Below are 15,612 nucleotides of genomic sequence, written 5' to 3'. Positions count from 1 at the left end.
TTTTATAAATTAACGTTATTAAAGCAAACTACTTTTTTATGCAATATATTTCGTCTTTTTGCGACTATTTACTTCACCAAAAAAGATCCTCTCCACATACAGTCGTTGCATATAAAAAAGATTTAGAACAATTCTCACAATTTCTTTCATGTCAATTTGCCCTAACAAATATCACAGAAGTGAATTCACAAATTATCCGTTCATGGATAGTTTCACTTTTAGAAGATGAAATTTCTACAACAACAATAAATAGAAAAATATCCACATTAAAGACATTTTTCAAATACTTACAAAAGAACGAGATTATTGACAACAACCCTCTTCTTAAGATTATTACGCCAAAGACTAAAAAATCTTTACCTGTATTTGTAAATGAAAAAGAAATTTATAATCTTTTTGAAAATATAACATTTGGAAACAATCTTGAAGAAATACAAAACAAATTAATCTTAGAACTTTTATATTCAACAGGAATTAGACTCTCTGAATTAATAGAAATAAAAATCAATTCAATTGATCTAAATAATCTTACAATAAAAGTATTAGGTAAAAGGAATAAAGAGAGAATAATTCCAATAAGCAATAACTTAAAAAAAGAAATTGAAAACTTTCTAGAACTTAGATTAGAAATAGATTCAAATTATAACAATCTATTTTTAACAAAAAATAACAAAAAACTATATCCAAAGTTTGTATATAGATTAGTTAATAATTACCTTAGTATAGTTACAAAAATCTCAAAAAAGAGTCCACACGTTCTTAGACATACTTTTGCAACACACATGTTAAATAATGGTGCAGACTTAAATACTATAAAAGAAATATTAGGGCATTCAAGCTTGTCAGCAACTCAAGTATACACCCATAACACAATAGAAAAATTAAAAAATATTCATAAACAAGCTCATCCAAAAGCTTAAAAAAAGAGGAGGAAAAATGAAAGTAAATTTAAAAATCACTTCAGTGCATTTTGATGCAGACAAAAAATTAATTGAATTTATTCAAGAGAAAGTTGATAAATTAGCACAATTCTATGATAAAATTATAGATGGCGAAGTAATCCTTAAAGTAGAGAACAATCACTCAACTGAAAATAAAGTTGCAGAAATAAAACTTTTAGTTCCAGGAAATGACATCTTTGCTAAAAAACAATGTAAGTCGTTCGAAGAGGCTACAGACACTGCTGTAGAAGCACTTAGAAGACAATTGAAAAAGCATAAAGAAAAAATTAATAGAGTCTAGAAAAAAAAATCAAAATAATATTTGAATAATATAAAATCTTTTATACATTTGCAGACCTTTTAAAAGAGGTCTGTTTTTGTAAACAGAAAAGCCGATGTAGCTCAGCTGGCTAGAGCAGCTGATTTGTAATCAGCAGGTCGTGGGTTCGAGTCCCTCCATCGGCTCAGTTCTTTAAAGATATAGTATTTCGTTGGGGGAATACTCAAGCGGTCAACGAGGACAGACTGTAAATCTGTTGGCTACGCCTTCGTAGGTTCGAATCCTGCTTCCCCCACAAAAAAAAATTAGCGGGAGTAGCTCAGTTGGTAGAGCGTCAGCCTTCCAAGCTGAGGGTCGCGAGTTCGAGTCTCGTCTCCCGCTCTTTTTTAAACTTATATCGGTTTTAGCCGATGTAGCTCAGAGGTAGAGCACTTCCTTGGTAAGGAAGAGGTCACGGGTTCAATTCCCGTCATTGGCTCTTAAGGATAATAGTAGTGTAAATAATTAATTTTAATATAAATAAAATAAAAATAAACCGAAAATCATGGCTAAAGAGAATTATGATCGTTCCAAACCACACTTAAACATCGGAACTATTGGTCACGTTGACCACGGAAAAACTACTTTAACTGCTGCTATCACTACTGTATTAGCTAAAGCAGGATTATCTGAATTAAGAGATTTTGCTTCTATTGATAACGCTCCTGAAGAAAAAGAAAGAGGTATTACTATTAATACATCTCACGTTGAATATTCTACTGCAAACAGACACTACGCTCACGTAGATTGTCCTGGTCACGCGGATTACGTTAAAAACATGGTAACTGGTGCTGCTCAAATGGACGGTGCTATTTTAGTTGTTGCTGCTACTGATGGACCAATGCCTCAAACAAGAGAGCACATCCTATTAGGTAGACAAGTTGGTATTCCAAGAATTGTTGTATTCATGAATAAAGTGGATATGGTTGATGATGAGGAATTATTAGAATTAGTTGAAATGGAAATTAGAGAGTTATTATCATTCTACGAATATGATGGTGATAATGCTCCTGTAATTGCAGGATCAGCTTTAGGTGGATTGAATGGTGAAGAAAAATGGGAAAAAACAATCATGGAATTAATGGAAGCTGTTGATACATATATCGAAATGCCTCCAAGAGATGTTGAGAAAGATTTCTTGATGCCTGTTGAAGATGTTTTCTCTATTACAGGTAGAGGAACTGTTGCAACTGGTAGAATTGAAACTGGTGTAATTAATACTGGTGATGCTGTAGATATCTTAGGTATGGGTGATGAAAAATTATCATCAACTATTACTGGTGTTGAGATGTTTAGAAAAATATTAGATAGAGGTGAAGCTGGAGATAACGTAGGTTTATTATTAAGAGGTATTGAAAAATCTCAAATTAGAAGAGGAATGGTAATCGCTAAACCTGGATCTATTACACCTCACTCTGAGTTTACTGCTGAAATCTATGTATTGAAAAAAGAAGAAGGTGGACGTCACACTCCATTCCATAACAAATACAGACCTCAATTCTATATCAGAACTACTGATGTTACTGGAGAAATCTTCTTAGAAGAAGGAAGAGAAATGGTAATGCCTGGTGATAACGTATCAATTACTGTTAAATTAATCGTTCCTGTTGCAATAAACAAAGGTTTAAGATTTGCGATAAGAGAAGGTGGTAGAACAGTTGGTGCTGGTCAGGTTACTGAAATTATCAAATAATAAAGAGAATAATTAAGGCAACTAAAGGTGTCCCAAAACCGGGACACCTTTCTTGTCTTAATAATGTTTACGGGTGTAGCTCAATTGGCAGAGTAGTGGTCTCCAAAACCATTGGTTGGGAGTTCGAGTCTCTCCACCCGTGCAAAGAAAAAATATTATGGCAAAAGTTGGAACATACATTCAAGAATCTGTTGATGAACTTTTAAATAAAGTATCATGGCCTACGTGGTCAGAGCTTCAAAATAGTGCTGTAATTGTAATGATTGCATCGGTAATCTTTGCACTTATCATTTATGTAATGGATACTTCATTCAGTAATTTAATGAAATTGATTTACGATTTATTTTAATAAGAGACATGGCAGAGAATAGTAAAAAGTGGTATGTAGTTAGAGCCATTAGTGGAAAGGAAAATAAAGTTAAAAAGTACATTGAAGATGAAATTCATAGAAATGGACTAAACGATTATGTTTCTCAAATTTTAATTCCAACAGAAAAAGTATATCAAATTAGAAATGGCAAAAAAATAAATAAAGAAAGAAGTTTTTTTCCTGGATATATTTTAGTTGAAGCAGATTTAGTTGGAGAAGTTCCTCATGTTATTAGAAATGTAAATGGAGTTATAGGCTTTTTAGGTGCAGAGAAAAGAGGAGAACCATTGCCATTAAGGATTTCTGAAGTTAATAGAATTTTAGGGAAAGTTGATGAATTGGCTGAAAGTGAAGAAGAAATGACAATTCCTTATGTTGTTGGAGAAAACATTAAAGTTGTTGATGGTCCATTTAATGGTTTTTCTGGAACAATTGAAAAAATAAATGAAGAAAAAAGAAAACTTGAAGTAATGGTTAAAATTTTTGGAAGAAAACAACCATTAGAATTAAGTTTCTTGCAAGTAGAAAAAGAAAGTTAAGTTGTAATTAATCGTAGGAGTCTCATGCCTATAAAGCTTCCTATTGAGACGAATACAAACTAAATAGTAAGTAAAATGGCTAAAGAAGTAAGCGCATTAATTAAATTACAAATTAAAGGAGGAGCTGCAAACCCATCTCCACCAGTAGGACCTGCATTAGGTGCTAAAGGTGTAAATATTATGGAGTTTTGTAAGCAATTTAACGGTAGAACTCAAGATAAAGCAGGTAAAGTATTACCAGTAGTTATTACAGTTTATGCTGATAAATCTTTTGATTTTATAATTAAAAATCCTCCTGTTGCCATTCAATTAATGGAAGCTGCTAAAATCAAAAAAGGATCTTCGGAACCTAATAGAGTAAAAGTAGCTTCAGTTACATGGGATCAAATTAAAACAATTTCTGAAGACAAAATGTCTGATTTAAACTGTTTTCAAATTGAATCTGCTATGAGAATGGTTGCTGGAACAGCAAGAAGTATGGGAATAACTGTAAAAGGACAGTTCCCAGCTTAAATTGACAAATTAAAATTGTTTTAAACAATGGCAAGGTTAACAAAAAATATGAAAGAAGCTTTATCAAAATTTGATTCTGAAAAAGAATACAATTTAGGTGAAGCGGCAAAAATTGTTAAGGATATTACAAATACAAAATTTGATTCATCTGTAGATATAGCTGTACGTTTAGGAGTTGATCCTAGAAAAGCTAACCAAATGGTTAGAGGTACAGTTGCCTTACCTAACGGTGTAGGTAAAGATGTTAAAGTTTTAGTATTATGTACTCCTGACAAAGAAGCTGAAGCCAAAGAAGCAGGTGCTGATTATGTTGGTTTAGACGAATACATTGAGAAGATTAAGGGTGGTTGGACTGATATTGATGTAATCGTAACTATGCCAAGCGTAATGGGTAAAGTAGGTGCTTTAGGACGAGTATTAGGGCCAAGAGGTTTAATGCCAAATCCTAAATCGGGTACTGTAACTATGGAAATTGGTAAGGCTGTAGCAGAAGTGAAAGCTGGTAAAATTGATTTTAAAGTTGATAAGTTTGGTATCATTCATACAACTGTTGGTAGAGCATCTTTTGATCCTCAACAATTAGTTGAAAATGCTAAAGAACTTATTCAAACTATTATCAAATTAAAACCAACTGCTTCAAAAGGAACATATGTTAAAAGTGTTACACTTTCAAGCACAATGAGTCCGGGAGTTAAAATTGAACCAAAATCAGTAACGGTTTAATAAGTGAATAACTTATAAGATAGTAATTATGACAAGAGAAGAAAAAAATCAAGCTATTGAAGTATTAACTGAAAAAGTTAATAATGCTAACGTATTTTATTTAGCAGATATAGCTGGATTAGACGCTGAAAGCTCGTCAAAATTAAGAAGGTCTTGTTTCACTAATAATATTCAAATAGAAGTTGTAAAGAACACAGTATTAAGAAAAGCTTTAGAAAGAGCTGAAGGTGATTACGACGAATTATATGATACATTAAAAGGAAATACTTCCGTTATTTTTGCAGAAGCAGGTAATGCTCCAGCAAAATTAATTAAGGATTTCCGTAAAAAAAGTGAAAAGCCTGTATTAAAAGGAGCTTTTATTGATCAAGCAATTTACATCGGTGATCAAAACTTAGATTTATTAGTAGCTATTAAATCTAAAGAAGAACTTATTGGTGATCTTATTGCATTACTTCAATCTCCAGCTAAAAATGTTGTATCTGCTCTTCAATCGAGCGGTGGCAAATTAGCAGGAATTGTAAAAACACTTTCAGAGAGATCTGAATAAAAATAGTACGCACTCAATTTATAATAATTAAAATTTAAAAATTTTTAAACTCAAATAAAATGGCAGATTTAAAAAAACTTGCAGACGAATTAGTTAACTTAACAGTAAAAGATGTTAATGAATTAGCTGCTATATTAAAAGATGAATATGGTATCGAACCTGCTGCTGCAGCAGTTGCAGTTGCTGGTCCAGCTGCTGGTGGCGATGCTGCTGGTGGAGATGAAAAAACAGAATTTGATGTAATCCTTAAATCAGGTGGAGCATCTAAATTAGCTGTTGTTAAATTAGTAAAAGAATTAACTGGTTTAGGCTTAAAAGAAGCTAAAGAATTAGTTGACGGTGCACCAAAACCATTAAAAGAAGGTGTTGCTAAAGATGAAGCAGAAGCTCTTAAAGCTCAATTAGAAGAAGCTGGAGCTGAAGTTGAAGTTAAATAATTTCAACTCATCAATATAAAGGTTTAGATCCCTTCCGATTTTATCGGAAATGGGTCTAAACCATTTTGTGCTTATATATACTCCTAGTGAATGGACAACTGAGGCAATCTTTAAAAATTGCTGATTTACAAAGAGTTATATTAAATTAAGTACCAATTAGGTATAAAAATTAATATTAACTAAACCCAAGTTTACTAATGAATAAAGCGTTAGTTAAAAATCAGAAAGCAGAAAGAGTTCATTTTGCTTCAATTAAAAATCAGTTAGCTTATCCTGATTTTTTAGATATTCAACTTCAATCATTTCAAAGTTATTTTCAATTAGATACTACTCCTGAAAACAGAGAGAAAGAAGGTCTTTTTAAAGTGTTTAACGAAAATTTTCCAATTACTGATGCTAGAAATCAGTTCGTTTTAGAATTTTTAGATTACTTTATTGATCCTCCAAGGTACTCGATAGAAGAGTGTATTGAAAGAGGATTAACTTACAGTGTTCCTTTAAAAGCTAAATTAAAATTATACTGTACTGATCCAGAACATGAGGATTTTGAAACTATCGTTCAAGATGTATATTTAGGTACAATACCTTATATGACTCCAAAAGGTACATTTGTTATAAATGGTGCTGAAAGAGTTATTGTTTCACAATTACACCGTTCGCCTGGTGTTTTCTTTGGTCAAAGTAGACACGCAAATGGAACAAAATTATATTCTGCAAGAGTAATTCCTTTTAAAGGTTCTTGGATAGAATTTGCTACCGATATAAACAACGTAATGTATGCTTATATTGATAGAAAGAAAAAATTACCTGTTACTACTCTATTTAGAGCTATTGGTTTTGAAACTGATAAGGAAATATTAGAGTTATTTGACTTAGCTGATGAAGTTAAAGTAAGCAAGGCAGGACTTAAAAAAGTTGTTGGTAGAAAATTAGCTGCCCGTGTTCTTAAAACATGGATTGAAGATTTTGTTGATGAAGATACTGGTGAGGTAGTTTCTATTGAAAGAAATGAGATAATAATTGATCGTGAAACGATTATTGAAAAAGAACACATTGACGAAATAGTTGAATCAGGTTCTAAAACAATTATCTTACATAAAGAAGATGTTAATTCGGCAGATTTTGCCATTATATACAATACTTTACAAAAAGATCCTTCTAACTCAGAAAAAGAAGCGGTAGAACACATTTACCGTCAATTAAGAAATGCTGAACCGCCAGATGTTGAGACAGCTCGTGGAGTAATTGATAAATTATTTTTCTCTGAGACTAGATATGATTTAGGAGAAGTTGGTCGTTTCAGAATAAATAAAAAATTAGGTCTTGATTTAGATGAAAATGCTAGAACATTATCGAGACAAGATATTATTGAAATCGTTAAATACTTAATTGAGTTAATTAATTCAAAAACTATTGTTGATGATATTGACCACTTAAGTAATAGAAGAGTTAGAACTGTAGGAGAACAATTGCATAATCAATTTGGTGTTGGTCTTTCAAGAATGGCAAGAACCATTAGAGAAAGAATGAATGTTAGAGATAATGAAGTATTTACTCCTTCAGACTTAATTAATGCTAAAACACTTTCTTCTGTAATTAATTCATTCTTCGGAACGAATCAATTATCTCAATTTATGGATCAAACAAATCCATTATCTGAGATTACACACAAGAGAAGATTATCGGCTTTAGGGCCTGGAGGTTTATCTAGAGAAAGAGCTGGATTTGAAGTAAGGGATGTTCACTACACACACTACGGAAGACTATGTCCAATTGAAACTCCTGAGGGACCAAACATTGGACTTATTTCATCTCTTTGTGTTTTTGCTAAAGTAAATAAATTAGGATTCATTGAAACTCCTTATCGTCACGTAACAAATGGAAAAGTATCATTAGATAATGATGTAATCTATTTAAGCGCAGAAGAGGAAGAAAAGAAAATTATTGCACAAGCTAATGCTGTGATCGATGAAAAAGGTAAGTTCTTAAGTGATAAAGTTAAGTCAAGATCTGAAGGAGATTTCCCTTTAGCTGACCCTTCTGAGTTACACTTAATGGATGTTGCCCCAAATCAAATTGCTTCTATAGCAGCTTCTTTAATTCCATTCTTAGAACATGATGATGCCAACCGTGCTTTGATGGGGTCTAACATGATGCGTCAAGCAGTTCCTTTGTTAAATGCTGAATCTCCAATTGTAGGTACAGGGTTAGAAGGTAGAGTAGCTGAAGATTCGAGAGTATTAGCAAATGCTGAAGGAAATGGAGTTGTAGAATTTGTTGATGCAAATGAAATTATAATAAAATACGATAGAACTGAAAATGAACAATTAGTAAGTTTTGAAGGTGATTCTAAATCTTACGCATTATCTAAATTTAGAAAAACTAACCAAAATACTTGTATTAATTTAACTCCAATAGTTAAAAAAGGAGATAGAGTAACTAAAGGACAAGTTCTATGTGAAGGTTATGCTACACAAAATGGAGAACTAGCTTTAGGTAGAAATCTTAAAGTAGCATTCATGCCTTGGAAAGGTTACAACTTTGAGGATGCGATTGTAATCTCAGAAAAAGTTGTAAAAGACGATATCTTTACATCAGTTCATATCGAAGAATTCTCTTTAGAGGTTAGAGATACAAAAAGAGGTTTAGAAGAGCTAACTTCAGACATTCCAAATGTAAGTGAAGAAGCAACAAAAGACCTTGATGAAAATGGTATTATAAGAATTGGTGCAGAAGTAAAAGAGGGAGATATCTTAATTGGTAAAATTACTCCTAAAGGCGAAACAGATCCTACTCCAGAAGAGAAGCTATTAAGAGCTATTTTTGGTGATAAAGCTGGTGATGTTAAAGATGCTTCATTAAAAATTAGACCTTCAGTTAAAGGTGTAGTTATCGATAAAAAACTTTTTGAAAAAGCGATTAAAGATAGAAAAACACGTGCTGAAGAGAAAAACTTAATTGCTCAATTAGAGACTGAATACAATAAAGAAATGGCTCAACTTAAAAAAGAGCTTATTGATAAATTGTATGCCATAGTTAATGGTAAAACTTCTCAAGGAGTTGTAAATTTCTATAACGAAGAAATTATTGCTAAAGGAACTAAATTTAGCGTTAAAGTTCTTGAAAAAATAAATGACTTTAGTTTTATTGATTCTAAAAACTGGACTACAAGTGATGAAATAAATGATTTAGTAAAACAATTACTAAACAATTTCAATATTAAGTCTAACGAAATTTTAGGTGTTAATAAGAGAAAGAAATATGCATTATCTGTTGGTGATGAATTACCAGCAGGAATTATCAAATTAGCTAAAGTTTATCTTGCTAAGAAAAGAAAACTAAAAGTTGGTGATAAAATGGCTGGTCGTCACGGAAATAAAGGTATTGTTGCAAATATCGTTCGTGAAGAAGATATGCCTTATTTAGAAGATGGAACTCCAGTTGACATTGTACTTAATCCATTAGGTGTACCTTCTAGGATGAACCTTGGACAAGTATATGAAACTGTTTTAGGATGGGCTGGTCAAAAATTAAATCAGAAATTTGCTTCTCCAATATTTGATGGTGCATCAGTAGATGAAATCAATCAATTTTGTGATGATGCAGGTGTACCTAGATATGGTAAAACTTACTTATATGATGGTGGTACAGGTGAAAGATTTGATCAAACTGCTACAGTAGGAGTTATCTACATGTTAAAATTAGGTCACTTAATTGATGATAAGATGCATGCTCGTTCTATTGGACCATACTCGCTAATTACACAACAACCATTAGGTGGTAAAGCACAATTTGGTGGTCAACGTTTTGGTGAAATGGAGGTTTGGGCTCTTGAAGCATTTGGTGCTGCTAATATTCTTCAAGAAATCTTAACAATTAAATCTGATGATGTAAAAGGTAGAGCTAAAGCTTATGAAGCAATCGTTAAAGGAGACCCTATGCCAACACCTGGTATTCCGGAATCATTTAATGTATTATTACATGAGTTAAGAGGTTTAGCACTTAACATATCATTAGACAACTAAAATTATTTTGAACAATCAAACACCTGAATAATATGGCTTTTAAGCACGATAATAATACTAATAGTAATTTTTCAAAAATTACTATTAGCTTATCTTCTCCAGAAAAGATTTTAGAAAGATCAAGTGGTGAAGTTTTAAAACCAGAAACGATAAATTACAGAACATATAAACCAGAAAGAGACGGTTTATTTTGTGAAAGAATATTTGGACCTGTAAAGGACTGGGAATGCCACTGTGGTAAATACAAAAGAATTAGGTACAAGGGAATTATTTGTGATAGATGTGGAGTTGAAGTAACTGAGAAAAAAGTTCGTAGAGAAAGAATGGGACACATTTCATTAGTTGTTCCTGTTGCACACATTTGGTATTTTAAATCTTTGCCTAATAAAATTGGTTATCTTTTAGGATTACCTACAAAAAAATTGGATACCATTATTTATTATGAGCGTTACGTTGTAATTAATGCAGCTGAAACGATGAATAATGAAGGAGAGCCAATTCAATATCTTGATTTCTTAACAGAGGAAGAATATTTAGATGTATTGGATACTCTTCCAAAAGAAAATCAATATTTAGATGATTCTGATCCTAATAAATTTATAGCAAAAATGGGTGCAGAAGCACTTTACGAATTGCTTAAAAGATTAGATTTAGATAGCTTATCTTATGATTTAAGACATAAAGCTAACACAGAAACATCTCAACAAAGAAAAAATGAAGCTTTAAAAAGACTTCAGGTTGTTGAGGCATTTAGATCAGCGAATCTAAATATCGAAAACAAACCAGAATGGATGATTATTAAAGTTGTTCCTGTTATCCCGCCTGAATTGAGACCGTTGGTTCCATTAGATGGAGGAAGATTTGCAACATCTGACTTAAATGATCTTTACAGAAGAGTTATTATTAGAAATAACCGTTTAAAAAGACTAATAGAAATTAAAGCTCCAGATGTAATTTTACGTAATGAGAAACGTATGTTACAAGAAGCTGTTGATGCCTTATTTGATAACTCTAGAAAATCTAGTGCTGTTAAAACAGATGCAAACAGAGCTTTAAAATCTTTATCTGATAGTTTAAAAGGTAAATCTGGTCGTTTCCGTCAAAACTTACTTGGTAAGCGTGTTGATTATTCTGCACGTTCAGTAATTGTTGTTGGACCAGATTTAAAACTACATGAATGTGGTTTACCAAAGGATATGGCTGCAGAGCTTTACAAACCATTTATTATTAGAAAATTAATAGAACGAGGTGTTGTAAAAACTGTAAAATCTGCTAAGAAAATTGTAGATAAAAAAGAGCCTGTTGTTTGGGATATTTTAGAAAATGTACTGAAAGGACACCCGGTTTTACTTAACCGTGCTCCTACTCTTCACAGATTAGGTATCCAATCATTCCAACCAAAATTAATTGAAGGTAAAGCAATTCGTTTACATCCACTAGTATGTACTGCATTTAATGCCGATTTTGATGGGGATCAAATGGCAGTTCATTTACCATTAGGTAATGCTGCAATATTAGAAGCTCAATTATTAATGTTAGCTTCTCATAACATTTTAAATCCAGCAAATGGGACTCCGGTAACTCTACCTTCTCAAGATATGGTACTTGGTTTATACTACATTTCTAAAGAAAGGAGATCAACTAAAGAAGAAACTGTAAAAGGAGAAGGAAAAACTTATTACTCACCAGAAGAAGTAATCATTGCAAATAACGAAAAGGCACTTGATTTACATGCTTGTATAAAAGTTAGAGTAAAAGATGTTGAGAAAGGAGAAATCGTTCATAAAATAATTGAAACCACTGCTGGTAAAGTTATTTTTAACGAATTAGTTCCTGATGAAGTTGGATATGTAAATGAATTATTGACTAAGAAATCTTTAAGAACAATTATTGGTAACGTTCTTAAAATTACTGGTACATCTCGTACAGTTCAATTCTTAGATGAAATAAAAACATTAGGTTACAACATGGCATTTAAAGGAGGATTATCATTTAATTTAGATGATATTATGATACCTGATGCCAAAGAAATAATGGTAAAAGATGCTAATACTCAAGTTGATGAAGTGATGAATAACTATAATATGGGTTTCATTACTAACAACGAGCGTTATAACCAAATTATTGATATTTGGACACATACAAATACGAAATTAACGAATACGTTAATGACGAACCTTAAAAATGATAACCAAGGATTTAACTCAATTTATATGATGTTTGATTCTGGAGCAAGGGGTTCTAAAGAGCAAATTCGTCAGTTATCTGGTATGAGGGGATTAATGGCTAAGCCACAAAAATCTGGTTCAACTGGTCAAGAAATTATTGAAAATCCGATTCTTTCTAACTTTAAAGAAGGATTATCAGTACTTGAGTACTTTATTTCTACTCACGGTGCTCGTAAAGGTTTGGCCGATACGGCACTTAAAACTGCAGATGCTGGTTACTTAACAAGAAGATTAGTCGATGTATCTCAAGACGTTGTTATTACTGATGAAGATTGTGGAACATTAAGAGGATTAATTGCTACTGCACTTAAAAATAATGATGAAGAAGTTGAATCGTTATTTGATAGAGTTTTAGGTAGAACTAGTGTACACGATATTTATCATCCAGAAACTGAAGAATTAATTGTTTCTTCAGGAGAGGAAATAACTGAGATTTCTGCTCAAATTATTGAAGATTCAGAAATTGATGAAGTTGAAATTCGTTCAGTTTTAACATGTGAATTGAAAAAAGGTGTTTGTTCTAAATGTTACGGACGTAACTTAGCAACAGGGCGTATGGTTCAAAGAGGTGAAGCTGTTGGTGTAATTGCAGCACAGTCTATTGGAGAACCAGGAACACAATTAACACTTAGAACATTCCACATTGGTGGTACTGCATCTAAAATTACTGGAGAAAACAACGTTGTTGCTAAATACGATGGTAAGGTTGAGATTGAAGAGCTTAGAACAATTGACAAGAAAAATAGTGCTGGAGTTGTTGAAACTTTAGTTATTGGACGTTCAGCTGAGATGAAAATTATAGAACCTAAAACAGGTGTTGTTCTAGCAACAAATAATATTCCATACGGTTCTAAAGTTTTTGTTAAAGACGGAGATAAAATCAAGAAAAATGATATTATCTGTGAATGGGATCAATATAATGCTGTAATTCTTACAGAGGTTGATGGTAAAGTTGCTTTCGAAAACTTCGAATTAGGTGTAACTTATAAAGAAGAATCAGATGAGCAAACAGGATTTACGGAAAAAGTAATTTCTGAAATTAAAGACAAGAAAAAAATTCCTGTATTAACAGTAGTTGATGCTAAAGGTAATTTATTAAGAACTTACAACTTACCAGTTGGTGCTCACATTATTGTAAATGAAGGTGACAAAGTAACTGGTGGTGATATTTTAGTGAAAATACCTAGAACTGCTGGTGGTACTGCCGATATTACAGGTGGTTTACCTAGAGTTACTGAGTTATTTGAAGCGAGAAATCCTTCAAACCCTGCTGTAGTTACTGAAATTGATGGTATTGTTTCATTTGGAAAAATCAAGAGAGGTAACCGTGAAATAATTATTGAATCAAGAACTGGAGAAGTTAAAAAGTATTTGGTTAACTTATCTAAACACATCTTAGTTCAAGAAAATGATTTCGTAAAAGCAGGTTCACCTCTTTCTGAAGGTTCAACTACACCGTCTGATATTTTAGCAATTAAAGGGCCTACAGCTGTACAAGAATATATCGTTAATGAAGTACAAGAAGTTTACCGTTTACAAGGTGTGAAAATTAATGATAAACACTTTGAGGTAATTGTTCGTCAAATGATGAGAAAAGTATTCATTGAAGATCCAGGAGATACTTCATTCTTAGAAAAATCTATCGTAAACAAGTTAGATTTTATGACTGAAAATGATTGGATATATGATAAAATGATTGTTACTGAAGCTGGAGATTCTGAAATTTTAAAAGCTGGGCAAATTGTATCGCCTCGTCAATTAAGAGATGAGAATTCTAAATTGAAGAGAATGGATAAAAAGACTGTTGAAGCAAGAGAAGCAATTCCTGCAACATCTAGTCCTATTATTCAAGGTATTACTAGAGCTTCATTACAAACTGATAGCTTTATTTCTGCTGCATCATTCCAAGAAACTACTAAAGTTTTAAATGAAGCTGCTGTAAGAGGTAAAGTGGATACTCTTGAAGGATTAAAAGAGAATGTTATTGTTGGTAAATTAATTCCAGCAGGAACAGGGTTAAGATCTTTTAAAGACATGATTGTTGGTTCTCAAGAAGACTACGATCAGTTAGTAGCTGAAAAAAAAGAAGCTTCAGTTATTGAAGAATAATAACATTATTTAATTAATAAGACAAGAAGCTTGGAGAATTATCTTCAAGCTTCTTTCTTTAAATACAAAATGTAAAATATTATGAATCAAGATAATAACGAAAACAAGTTAAACATTGAATTAGGAGAAGAAATTGCCGAAGGTATTTATTCTAACCTTGCTATTATTAGTCATTCTAATTCGGAGTTTGTAATAGATTTTATAAAAATTATGCCTGGAATGCCAAAAGCAAAAGTAAAATCTAGAATTTTAATGACTCCAGAACATGCTAAACGTTTACTGAGTGCTTTACAAGATAATATCAATAAATATGAAGCAAATCATGGTAAAGTTAAAGACATCGAAGCTCAAGGTATTCCTTTGAGTTTTGGAGGGCCAACAGGAGAAGCATAATGAATTCATAAGAATATTATAACTAAAAAAAGGGAAGCTATTTGCTTCCCTTTTTTGTAACTTTATATTTAGATGAGTTATGATAAATTAAATATAAAAAGCTGGGCTGAGGAAGACAGACCTCGAGAAAAATTAGCTTTAAAAGGCAAGAACAGCCTTTCTGATGCCGAGTTAATTGCAATTCTTATTGGTTCAGGTAATAAAAATGAAACAGCCGTAGAACTCAGTAAGAAGATTTTATCATCCACAAACAATGATTTAAACCAATTAGCTAAACTATCTATTTCAGATTTAATGAAATTTAAAGGTGTTGGCGAAGCAAAAGCAATTTCAATAATTGCAGCTTTAGAATTAGGTAGAAGAAAAAAATCAAATGATAAAATTTTAAAACCAACAATAACTTCAAGTAAATCGGCTTATGAAGAAATTGCTGAATATTTAAGTGATTTACAACATGAAGAGTTTTGGGTTATTTATTTAAATCGTAAAAACGAAGTATTAAAAAAAATTAATATCAGTAAAGGAGGTGTAAGTGGTACTATTGCTGATAGTAAAATAATATTCAAAAATGCCATTGAAAACTTAGCATCTGCAATTATTCTTTGTCACAACCACCCGTCAGGAAATTTAAAACCTAGTACAGCTGATATTAAGCTAACAAAAAAAATGAGTGAAATTGGATTATTAATGGAAACACCTGTTTTGGACCATTTAATAATTGGTGAGAATAATTACCTTAGCTTTGCAGACGAAGGTTTAATATAATCTATGA

13 protein-coding genes and 5 tRNA genes are annotated in these 15,612 nt (G+C 31.9%); all 18 read left to right on the top strand.

What is annotated here, in order from left to right:
* The first annotated feature begins 38 nt into the window (after nt 1-38).
* Nucleotides 39-920: a tyrosine-type recombinase/integrase gene (locus tag FRY74_RS07330; protein WP_147100067.1), complete on the top strand. Its 882-nt coding sequence runs from the start codon at nt 39-41 to the stop codon at nt 918-920.
* A gap of 16 nt (nt 921-936) precedes the next feature.
* Entirely contained in the window at nt 937-1,242 is a 306-nt protein-coding gene (gene hpf, locus FRY74_RS07325) for a ribosome hibernation-promoting factor, HPF/YfiA family (RefSeq protein ID WP_147100065.1), read from the top strand.
* 90 nt (nt 1,243-1,332) lie between these two features.
* Nucleotides 1,333-1,406, top strand: a tRNA-Thr gene (locus FRY74_RS07320).
* A gap of 28 nt (nt 1,407-1,434) precedes the next feature.
* A tRNA-Tyr gene (locus FRY74_RS07315) sits at nt 1,435-1,516 on the top strand.
* A 13-nt stretch (nt 1,517-1,529) separates the two neighbouring features.
* Nucleotides 1,530-1,602, top strand: a tRNA-Gly gene (locus FRY74_RS07310).
* 25 nt (nt 1,603-1,627) lie between these two features.
* Nucleotides 1,628-1,699: transfer RNA gene (locus FRY74_RS07305), tRNA-Thr, on the top strand.
* A gap of 66 nt (nt 1,700-1,765) precedes the next feature.
* On the top strand, nt 1,766-2,953 hold the full coding sequence (tuf, locus tag FRY74_RS07300) for an elongation factor Tu (RefSeq protein WP_147100063.1): 1,188 nt from the start codon (nt 1,766-1,768) through the stop codon (nt 2,951-2,953).
* Between the two features lie 69 nt (nt 2,954-3,022).
* Nucleotides 3,023-3,095, top strand: a tRNA-Trp gene (locus tag FRY74_RS07295).
* A 15-nt stretch (nt 3,096-3,110) separates the two neighbouring features.
* Entirely contained in the window at nt 3,111-3,302 is a 192-nt protein-coding gene (secE, locus tag FRY74_RS07290; protein WP_147100061.1) for a preprotein translocase subunit SecE, read from the top strand.
* Nucleotides 3,303-3,310: 8 nt separating this feature from the next.
* Nucleotides 3,311-3,862 (top strand): transcription termination/antitermination protein NusG, encoded by a 552-nt coding sequence (gene nusG / locus FRY74_RS07285; RefSeq protein WP_147100059.1) that lies wholly within the window; start codon nt 3,311-3,313, stop codon nt 3,860-3,862.
* Nucleotides 3,863-3,937: 75 nt separating this feature from the next.
* Nucleotides 3,938-4,375: a 50S ribosomal protein L11 gene (rplK, locus tag FRY74_RS07280; RefSeq protein ID WP_147100057.1), complete on the top strand. Its 438-nt coding sequence runs from the start codon at nt 3,938-3,940 to the stop codon at nt 4,373-4,375.
* A gap of 27 nt (nt 4,376-4,402) precedes the next feature.
* The gene (rplA, locus tag FRY74_RS07275) at nt 4,403-5,098 is read left to right on the top strand and encodes a 50S ribosomal protein L1 (protein WP_147100056.1); all 696 of its coding nucleotides are present in this window, start codon (nt 4,403-4,405) and stop codon (nt 5,096-5,098) included.
* A 28-nt stretch (nt 5,099-5,126) separates the two neighbouring features.
* On the top strand, nt 5,127-5,648 hold the full coding sequence (rplJ, locus tag FRY74_RS07270; protein ID WP_147100054.1) for a 50S ribosomal protein L10: 522 nt from the start codon (nt 5,127-5,129) through the stop codon (nt 5,646-5,648).
* 59 nt (nt 5,649-5,707) lie between these two features.
* Nucleotides 5,708-6,085: a 50S ribosomal protein L7/L12 gene (gene rplL, locus FRY74_RS07265; protein ID WP_147100053.1), complete on the top strand. Its 378-nt coding sequence runs from the start codon at nt 5,708-5,710 to the stop codon at nt 6,083-6,085.
* A gap of 197 nt (nt 6,086-6,282) precedes the next feature.
* Nucleotides 6,283-10,110: a DNA-directed RNA polymerase subunit beta gene (rpoB, locus tag FRY74_RS07260; protein WP_147100051.1), complete on the top strand. Its 3,828-nt coding sequence runs from the start codon at nt 6,283-6,285 to the stop codon at nt 10,108-10,110.
* Between the two features lie 32 nt (nt 10,111-10,142).
* Nucleotides 10,143-14,447 (top strand): DNA-directed RNA polymerase subunit beta', encoded by a 4,305-nt coding sequence (gene rpoC / locus FRY74_RS07255; RefSeq protein WP_147100049.1) that lies wholly within the window; start codon nt 10,143-10,145, stop codon nt 14,445-14,447.
* Nucleotides 14,448-14,528: 81 nt separating this feature from the next.
* Nucleotides 14,529-14,840, top strand: coding sequence for a DUF3467 domain-containing protein (locus FRY74_RS07250; protein ID WP_147100048.1), 312 nt, complete (start codon nt 14,529-14,531; stop codon nt 14,838-14,840).
* Between the two features lie 72 nt (nt 14,841-14,912).
* Nucleotides 14,913-15,605 carry a RadC family protein gene (gene radC / locus FRY74_RS07245; RefSeq protein ID WP_147100046.1) on the top strand — a complete coding sequence of 231 codons (693 nt, stop codon included), beginning with the start codon at nt 14,913-14,915 and terminating at the stop codon, nt 15,603-15,605.
* Nucleotides 15,606-15,612: the final 7 nt, after the last annotated feature.

Origin of the sequence: Vicingus serpentipes, assembly GCF_007993035.1 — a bacterium.
GTDB classification, from domain to species: Bacteria; Bacteroidota; Bacteroidia; order Flavobacteriales_E; family Vicingaceae; genus Vicingus; species Vicingus serpentipes.
This window is presented reverse-complemented; position numbering and strand designations above follow the sequence as displayed.

Excerpts from the sequence above, each read along its gene's own strand:
- rpoB (WP_147100051.1), top strand. The coding sequence starts at position 6,283 with ATGAATAAAGCGTTAGTTAAAAATCAGAAAGCAGAAAGAGTTCATTTT.
- secE (WP_147100061.1), top strand. The coding sequence starts at position 3,111 with ATGGCAAAAGTTGGAACATACATTCAAGAATCTGTTGATGAACTTTTA.
- hpf (WP_147100065.1), top strand. The coding sequence starts at position 937 with ATGAAAGTAAATTTAAAAATCACTTCAGTGCATTTTGATGCAGACAAA.
- radC (WP_147100046.1), top strand. The coding sequence starts at position 14,913 with ATGAGTTATGATAAATTAAATATAAAAAGCTGGGCTGAGGAAGACAGA.
- rplK (WP_147100057.1), top strand. The coding sequence starts at position 3,938 with ATGGCTAAAGAAGTAAGCGCATTAATTAAATTACAAATTAAAGGAGGA.
- rpoC (WP_147100049.1), top strand. The coding sequence starts at position 10,143 with ATGGCTTTTAAGCACGATAATAATACTAATAGTAATTTTTCAAAAATT.
- rplL (WP_147100053.1), top strand. The coding sequence starts at position 5,708 with ATGGCAGATTTAAAAAAACTTGCAGACGAATTAGTTAACTTAACAGTA.
- nusG (WP_147100059.1), top strand. The coding sequence starts at position 3,311 with ATGGCAGAGAATAGTAAAAAGTGGTATGTAGTTAGAGCCATTAGTGGA.
- rplA (WP_147100056.1), top strand. The coding sequence starts at position 4,403 with ATGGCAAGGTTAACAAAAAATATGAAAGAAGCTTTATCAAAATTTGAT.
- FRY74_RS07330 (WP_147100067.1), top strand. The coding sequence starts at position 39 with ATGCAATATATTTCGTCTTTTTGCGACTATTTACTTCACCAAAAAAGA.
- FRY74_RS07250 (WP_147100048.1), top strand. The coding sequence starts at position 14,529 with ATGAATCAAGATAATAACGAAAACAAGTTAAACATTGAATTAGGAGAA.
- rplJ (WP_147100054.1), top strand. The coding sequence starts at position 5,127 with ATGACAAGAGAAGAAAAAAATCAAGCTATTGAAGTATTAACTGAAAAA.
- tuf (WP_147100063.1), top strand. The coding sequence starts at position 1,766 with ATGGCTAAAGAGAATTATGATCGTTCCAAACCACACTTAAACATCGGA.